At 57.7% G+C, this 6,436-nt stretch carries 9 protein-coding genes; 6 read left to right on the top strand and 3 right to left on the bottom strand.

Annotation, left to right across the window (positions count from 1 at the left end; genetic code table 11):
• Positions 1-77: 77 nt before the first annotated feature.
• The 4 genes from EKO24_RS03790 to EKO24_RS03775 all read left to right on the top strand — a co-directional run bounded on the left by EKO24_RS03790 (position 78) and on the right by EKO24_RS03775 (position 4,136).
• Positions 78-1,316 (top strand): chemotaxis protein CheA, encoded by a 1,239-nt coding sequence (locus EKO24_RS03790; RefSeq protein WP_127027566.1) that lies wholly within the window; start codon positions 78-80, stop codon positions 1,314-1,316.
• Positions 1,313-2,146, top strand: a complete 834-nt coding sequence (locus EKO24_RS03785; RefSeq protein ID WP_127027565.1) for a CheR family methyltransferase — start codon at positions 1,313-1,315, stop codon at positions 2,144-2,146. Before EKO24_RS03790 ends, EKO24_RS03785 begins: the two co-directional genes overlap by 4 nt.
• Positions 2,146-3,192, top strand: a complete 1,047-nt coding sequence (locus tag EKO24_RS03780; RefSeq protein WP_127027564.1) for a protein-glutamate methylesterase/protein-glutamine glutaminase — start codon at positions 2,146-2,148, stop codon at positions 3,190-3,192. The genes EKO24_RS03785 and EKO24_RS03780 overlap by 1 nt, the downstream gene beginning before the upstream one ends.
• A 395-nt stretch (positions 3,193-3,587) precedes the next feature.
• A complete protein-coding gene (locus EKO24_RS03775; RefSeq protein WP_127027563.1) occupies positions 3,588-4,136 on the top strand; it encodes a chemotaxis protein CheW in 549 nt (182 codons plus the stop codon).
• Positions 4,137-4,155: 19 nt separating this feature from the next.
• Here EKO24_RS03775 and EKO24_RS03770 read toward each other — a convergent pair whose 3' ends face one another.
• On the bottom strand, positions 4,156-4,446 hold the full coding sequence (locus tag EKO24_RS03770) for a hypothetical protein (protein WP_127027562.1): 291 nt from the start codon (positions 4,444-4,446) through the stop codon (positions 4,156-4,158).
• Positions 4,447-4,461: 15 nt separating this feature from the next.
• Here EKO24_RS03770 and EKO24_RS03765 point away from each other — a divergent pair, with 15 nt between their 5' ends.
• Positions 4,462-5,178: a ParA family protein gene (locus EKO24_RS03765; RefSeq protein ID WP_161990565.1), complete on the top strand. Its 717-nt coding sequence runs from the start codon at positions 4,462-4,464 to the stop codon at positions 5,176-5,178.
• An 80-nt stretch (positions 5,179-5,258) separates the two neighbouring features.
• Here the strand turns inward: EKO24_RS03765 and EKO24_RS03760 are convergent, their stop codons facing one another.
• Positions 5,259-5,609: a HigA family addiction module antitoxin gene (locus EKO24_RS03760; RefSeq protein ID WP_127027561.1), complete on the bottom strand. Its 351-nt coding sequence runs from the start codon at positions 5,607-5,609 to the stop codon at positions 5,259-5,261.
• A gap of 12 nt (positions 5,610-5,621) precedes the next feature.
• Complete coding sequence (locus tag EKO24_RS03755) at positions 5,622-5,927, bottom strand: type II toxin-antitoxin system RelE/ParE family toxin (RefSeq protein WP_241674383.1); 306 nt, start codon at positions 5,925-5,927, stop codon at positions 5,622-5,624.
• 132 nt (positions 5,928-6,059) lie between these two features.
• On the opposite strand from EKO24_RS03755, the gene EKO24_RS03750 reads away from it, so the two are divergent.
• A partial coding sequence (locus tag EKO24_RS03750) for a hypothetical protein (RefSeq protein WP_206667202.1) occupies positions 6,060-6,436 on the top strand: 377 nt, incomplete at its 3' end.

The following is a 6,436-nucleotide window of genomic DNA, read 5'->3' as shown; positions in this document are numbered from 1 at the left end:
CCCCCCCCCCCCCCCCCCCCCCAGAAAAGCAATAGCCTGTCAAGCTTTTATTCTTGCTTCTTTTTAAGGTGGCGCTCATGCGTTTAACAAACGCCACCCCCTCAGCAGCAGCCGCATCACCGGAAATATTATCAGCCAACACGCAAGCGGTTTTCCTGCGCGTGCAAGCCGATAAGGTCGATCGGCTGATGGATTTGGTCGGCGAATTGAGTCTTGGCGTATCCGAAGTCGTTCATAGCGCCGATTTGGCCGGATTGGAATTATCCGCATTTGAAAACTCCGCGCACCGGCTGCAAATGGTGGTGCGCGAAATACAGGATACCGCCGCCGAACTGCGCCAGGTTTCAGTGGGCGACGTATTCCGCCGTATGCGCCGCATGGTGCGCGAACTTGAGCGGCAAACCGGAAAAAAGATCGAGTTGGCGCTGGCCGGAGAAGATACCGAGATCGATAAAGTAGTCGCCGACCGTCTTTACGAGCCGCTGGTGCACGTCGTGCGCAATTCCGCCGACCACGGTTTGGAATCGCCCGACGAACGGCTGGCCGCCGGCAAGCCCGAAACCGGCCGCATCACGCTTGCCGCCGCGCAATTGGGCGGCGACATCCAGATTACCGTGGAGGACGACGGCCGCGGCCTGCATCGCGAAAAAATCCTCGCGCGCGCCAAGGAACGCGGCTTGATAGGCGTCAACGAAAACCCCGAAGACCAGAATCTGTGGAAAGTTATTTTCCAGCCGGGTTTTTCGACCGCCGAAACCGTGACCAACCTGTCCGGGCGCGGCGTCGGCATGGATGTGCTCAACGCCACCATGAAAGACTTGCGCGGACGGATCAGCGTCGACAGCAAAACCGGACAAGGTACGCGCGTCAATCTTTCGATACCGCTGTCATTGGCTTTTCTCGACAGCCTGGTGATGCGCGTCGGCCAGCGCTTGTACGCGACGCCGGTCGACGTGGTCAGCGAAGTGTTCCGTCCCGAGGCGGCGCAGATCAGCACCGTTTCGGCCGACCACGGCGCGGAGCTGATCAAGGTGCGCGAAGACATGGTGCCGATTTGCCGGCTGCAACGCTTTTACGGCGAAGATTGCCAAGCGCTACAGCCGCTGGATAGCTTGATCATTGTCGTATTCAAAACCAGTTTCGGCCCGATAGGCCTGCCCGTCGACGAAATGTACGACCAGCAGCAAGTGGTGATGAAACCGTTGCAAGGGCAGCTTAGCGCCATTCGCGCCAGCCTCGGTTGCGCGTTGCTGGGAACCGGCGAAGTTGCCGTCGTGCTCGATTGCGAAGAATTGGCTCGAGGAGGCCGGACATGAACGAATTACTGCAATTGTCGGACGTGACTGCGTCTTTGGACCAGTGCTACCGTCGCCTGCGCGACTGGCTGCATCAACGCTCCGGCATGATTTATCCCGAAAAGAAAAAACTGTTGTTGATTAACCGCATGCAGCGAGTTTGCGAGCGCTACGGCATAGCCGACCTTGATACGCTGGCGGACAGCCTGATGTCCGGCCTCAACCAGGATTTGCAGTTTGCCGTGCTTCATGCCGCGTCCACCAATCACACCTATTTTTTTCGCGAGCCGCAGGTGTTGGACTATTTTAAGGAGCGGATACTGCCCACATTGCCTCAAACGGACGCGCGCATTTGGAGTGCGGCGGCTTCCACCGGCGACGAAGCCTATACCTTGGCCATCATAGCGGCGGAGATGCGAGGAATGGATTGGGCCACGCGCAAGCTGGCGATTCTGGGCACCGACATCAGCGACGTGGTGATCGCCCATGCCGAAGCCGGCGTTTACGGCCGCACCCACCTCGCGCAAACGCCGAACGCGATAACGGCGCGTTATTTCGACCCGGTCGGATTGGACCAATACCGGGTACAAAACGGCCTGCGCCGCGCCTGTACGTTTCGGCGGCTTAACCTGAAGTCCGCCCCTTATCCGTTCCAAAAGAACTTCCACGTCGTCTTTTGCCGCAACGTGCTGTATTACTTCGACCGCGCCCAGCAGCGCGAAGTGATCGACGCAATCTACGACGTCACCGAACCCGGCGGCTGGCTGTTGACCAGCGTTACCGTGTCGTTGCGCGAATTGGGCTCGCGCTGGATTCCGGTACAAAGCGGCGTTTACCGGAAGGCGGCTTAATGACGAACCGTAACCGAGCCGTTCGCGTGCTGATTGTCGACGACTCCGCGCTGGTGCGGCGAATCCTGTCCGACGGCATGCGCCGCGACCCCGAAATAGAAGTGGTCGGCGAAGCCTCCAATCCTTATACGGCCCGCGACCTGATGGTCGAATTGCAGCCCGACGTGATTACCTTGGACGTGGAAATGCCGCGCATGGACGGCGTGACTTTTCTGAAGCGGTTCATGCCGGTCATGCCGATACCGACCGTAGTCATCAGCTCCTTGACCCGGCAAGGCGCGCGCATCAGCCTCGAAGCGCTCGAATCCGGCGCCGTGGACGTCATCGCCAAGCCGCAACTGGGCGTCGTGGACGAACTGCCGAAAATGACCGACGACATCAACCGCCGGATCAAAGCCGCCGCAGCCGTCAACGTCGCTTATTTCAAGCGCGCCGGGCGGCGCGACGTCGAGGCCGTCAGCAGCTTGAGCGAAACCACCGACAAAGTCATCGCGATCGGCGCTTCCACCGGCGGCGTCGAAGCGTTGAGCCGCATTATGCCGGCGTTTCCGGCCAACGCGCCCGGCATCGTCATCGTCCAGCACATGCCGGGCGGATTTACCGCCACTTTCGCCGAGCGCCTGAACACTATTTGCAAAATGCAGGTCAAAGAAGCCGAGGACGGCGACCGCATCCTGCCCGGCAGGGCGCTGCTCGCGCCGGGCGGCTTGCGCCACATGACCGTGGTGCGTTCGGGCGGGCAATACCGGGTCGAACTGAACGAAGGCGCAGCCGTCAACTATAGCCGTCCTTCGGTGGACGTACTGTTCAAATCGGTGGCGCAAATGGCGGGGCGCAACGCCGCGGCGGCCATTCTGACCGGCATGGGCAAGGACGGCGCCGAAGGCTTGCTGCAAATCCGGCAGGCGGGCGGCGGTACCGTGGTCCAGGACGAAGCCACCTCGGTGGTGTTCGGCATGCCCCAGGTCGCTTACAAACTGGGCGGCGCGAGCAGCATTGCGCCGTTGGAAAAAATTCCGTTCCTGCTGATGCGGGCTTTGCAGTGAACCGGAATATAAACGAGGGCGTTTATCTCGTTCCCACGCGCTGCGTGGGAATGCCGTCAAGGCGCGCTGCGCCGCGAGCAGAAGCTAATGCGTTGAAATGCCGGCCTTACAAATGCAGGACGCAGCGCGTCCCATACTGCATTCCCACGCAGCGCGTAGGAATGAGGATCAATAAAACGAGGAAACCCTGTCGCTGCTGATGTGCGCCTTGCAGAGTACAGAGGGATAAATGGAACTGGGAGCCAGCAAAAATTTAGAGAGTTAGACCTTCCAGGTTTTACGACTGCCAGGGATGGCGGAAGTGCTGGAGCCGCCGGGAGCGGCTCCAGTAAAAACCTGGAAGGTCTGAATTACCGGCGGTTACTTACAACTACACAACATTCTAGGAGATTGAAATGTCGGACACGACAGACATCGATACGCGCCAAATCGGCGCGGATAACGAAAACACCGCACTGGTGTTCAACGACGAAGACAACATCGAGGACATGTACCTGACCTTCGGCCTGGCCGCCGAGGAGTACGGCATCGGTATCGGCTACGTGACCGAAGTAGTCGGCATGCAGCGGATTATGGAAGTGCCGGACGTGCCGCCGTTTATTAAAGGCGTGATCAACCTGCGCGGCAAAGTGATTCCGGTGATGGACGTGCGCATCCGCTTCGGCATGGCCGAAATCGACTATACCGAGCGCACCGTCATTATCGTGCTCGACATCGACAACGTACTGATCGGGCTGGTCGTGGACCACGTCAGCGAAGTGCTGGAAATACCGGCGGCCAGCATAGACCAGGTCAACCAATTCGGCGGCGGCAGCGACAGCGTCATCAAGGGCTACGGCAAACAGGGCGACAAAGTGGCGATCATGCTCGACATCCAGCGCCTGGTGTCGGACCAGGCTGTCGATTTGCGCAAAATGCTGGAGTCGGCGCGAAATGCCGCTTGAGACGGTACAAACAATGTTTTCAAGTCCGTCTTCTGAGCTTTCGTCCGTAAACGCCGGTATGGATTGGGTCAACAATAACTTCCCGAAACTTGAACTTATGGTTCCCGCATTTCGCGCTTATTGTTACACGCATTCCGAAGCAGGCCGGAGTGCAGGCTATGCCTGCCAGTGCAAGCAAAGCTTCCGCTCCTTGCCTACGTCCTGTAGGCAAAGCTTGCACTCCTGCCGCACGGATCGTAACAGCCATGCCTGCTGCATTGGTCCAATCGCAGGATACGCATTGCGTACCTTGCCGGACTGTTATCGACATAGCCAAAGGCCTTGAATGAAAGTCGTGATCTTCAACCAAAAAGGCGGCGTGGGCAAAACCACGACCGCCATTAATCTGGGCTGCGGACTGGCGCGTTGGCATAGCGAGCCGGTCACGCTGGTCGATCTGGACCCGCAGACGCATTTAAGCGCGGCCCTGGGCTTTCGCGCCGAAACGCTAAGCTGGAATGTCAGCGATTGGCTGGCCGGGGCAACGGCGGGCGAAGGGCCAAAGCGCATCGCCGAGCGGCTCGACTTGGTGCCGGGCGACTGCAATCCGCCGCCGGCGCGCAAGCTGACTCGGCGTTTGGACGATTTGGCGGGCCATTTGGTCGTCGACGCGCCGCCGACCTGGAACGACGAAGTCGCATCGTTGCTGGCCGCTTGCGACTGCGTGTTGACGCCGTTGGAACCGGAATTTTTGAGCATGCAGGGCATCAGTCGGCTGATGCAGCGCATGGAAGCCGCCGGGATTTCCTGGTCGCGCTTGCGCTTGCTGTTATGCCGTTACGATCAGCGGCTGGCCGTGCATCGCGAAGTGCGGGCGCGGCTGGCGGACCGTTTTGGCGAGCATTTGTTGCCGGGCGTTATCCGCAACAACGTGCGCCTGGCCGAAGCGCCGGGCTACGGGCAAAGCATTTTCGATTACGCGCCGGACAGTGCGGGCGCAAACGATTACTGCGCACTGGTGCACACCCTGATCGCCGATAAGACTTGGCGGGAAAGTAATTAAAGCTTTTTCGTGTCTTTCGTGGACACCGGATATTAAATTTAAGAACAGAAGAATCAATGATGACAATGTCAATATATAGTTCAAGCCGCCTCGCGCGGCACAATATCCCGCTCAATAGCGGCCAAAACTTGCTGCTTAGCCAAACGCAAGTCGTAAGCGGTTTGCAAATTCAGCCAAAACTCAGCCGGTCCGCCGAAATAGCGCGCCAAACGCAACGCCGTGTCGGGCGTAATAGCACGTTTTTCGCGCACGATGTCGTTAATGCGCGGCGCGGGAACTTTGAGCGCCAACGCCAGCGCGTTCGCGGTCATGCCAAGCGGGGCCAAAAACTCTTCGCGCAGGATTTCGCCGGGATGGATGGGGGGCAACTTGTTTCCGGTAGTGACATCGGAAAAATCTATGCTGTTTATGTCTTCAATATGAATAGTCATGTGGGGGCTCCCTTAATGATAATCGACGATTTCAACATCATAGGCGTTGCCGTTTTCAAAATTAAAACACAAACGCCATTTCTGATTGATACGGACACTCCACTGATTAGCTCGGTCACCGGACAGTTTTTCCAAGCGATTGCCCGGCGGATAACGCAAATTGTCGATAGCGCGAGCAGAATGCAACATTTCCAGTTTGCGCAATGCCAAAAGCTGGAAGGCATTAGGCCACTTGCGGGACTCTTCGCCTATAAAAATGGCGGCAGTATGTTTGCAGCGGAACGTTTGAATCATGCCGGCAATAATATAACGCGACACGTTAAACTTCAAGTGGCGTACCAAGCCGCAGGAAGCCTGGAAAATTGAGTTTTAGCTTCCAGGTCTTGCAGCGAAGGCTGGGCGGGGAAACAACAATAACATCAGCTATTAAATTTAAGAACAGGAGAATAAATGACTACGAGAAAAACAGGAAAAACCGGCCGCGGCCGGGTTCCTAACGATCCGCTGGATTGGGTGGACGGTGTCGGAAAAACCGATTTGCAAGAAAACGGCTCGCAGGTTTCCCAGGAAACAGTGCAAGCATTCACTTTAATTGAACAGGAGAAAACAATGTCAGAAACTGAAAATAGCGAACGATCCGTTCAGCGCACGGCAATAGGAGAAATCCGGCGCGTGGTGGAAGCGGTCAAAAGCGGTAATTGGAACGTATATGCCGATTTGTCTGGGCTGGAAGGGGAATGGGCGGAGGCTGCGGGAAGCATTAACGAGCTAGTTGCGCAGCAGCAGCAGCAGCAGCAGCAGCAGCAGCAGCAGCAGCAGCAGCAGCA

The sequence above is a fragment of the Candidatus Methylobacter oryzae genome (genome assembly GCF_003994235.2).
GTDB classification, from domain to species: Bacteria; Pseudomonadota; Gammaproteobacteria; order Methylococcales; family Methylomonadaceae; genus Methylobacter_A; species Methylobacter_A oryzae.
The sequence above is the reverse complement of the archived record's forward strand: the minus strand, read 5'-3'. Positions and strand labels throughout refer to the sequence as shown.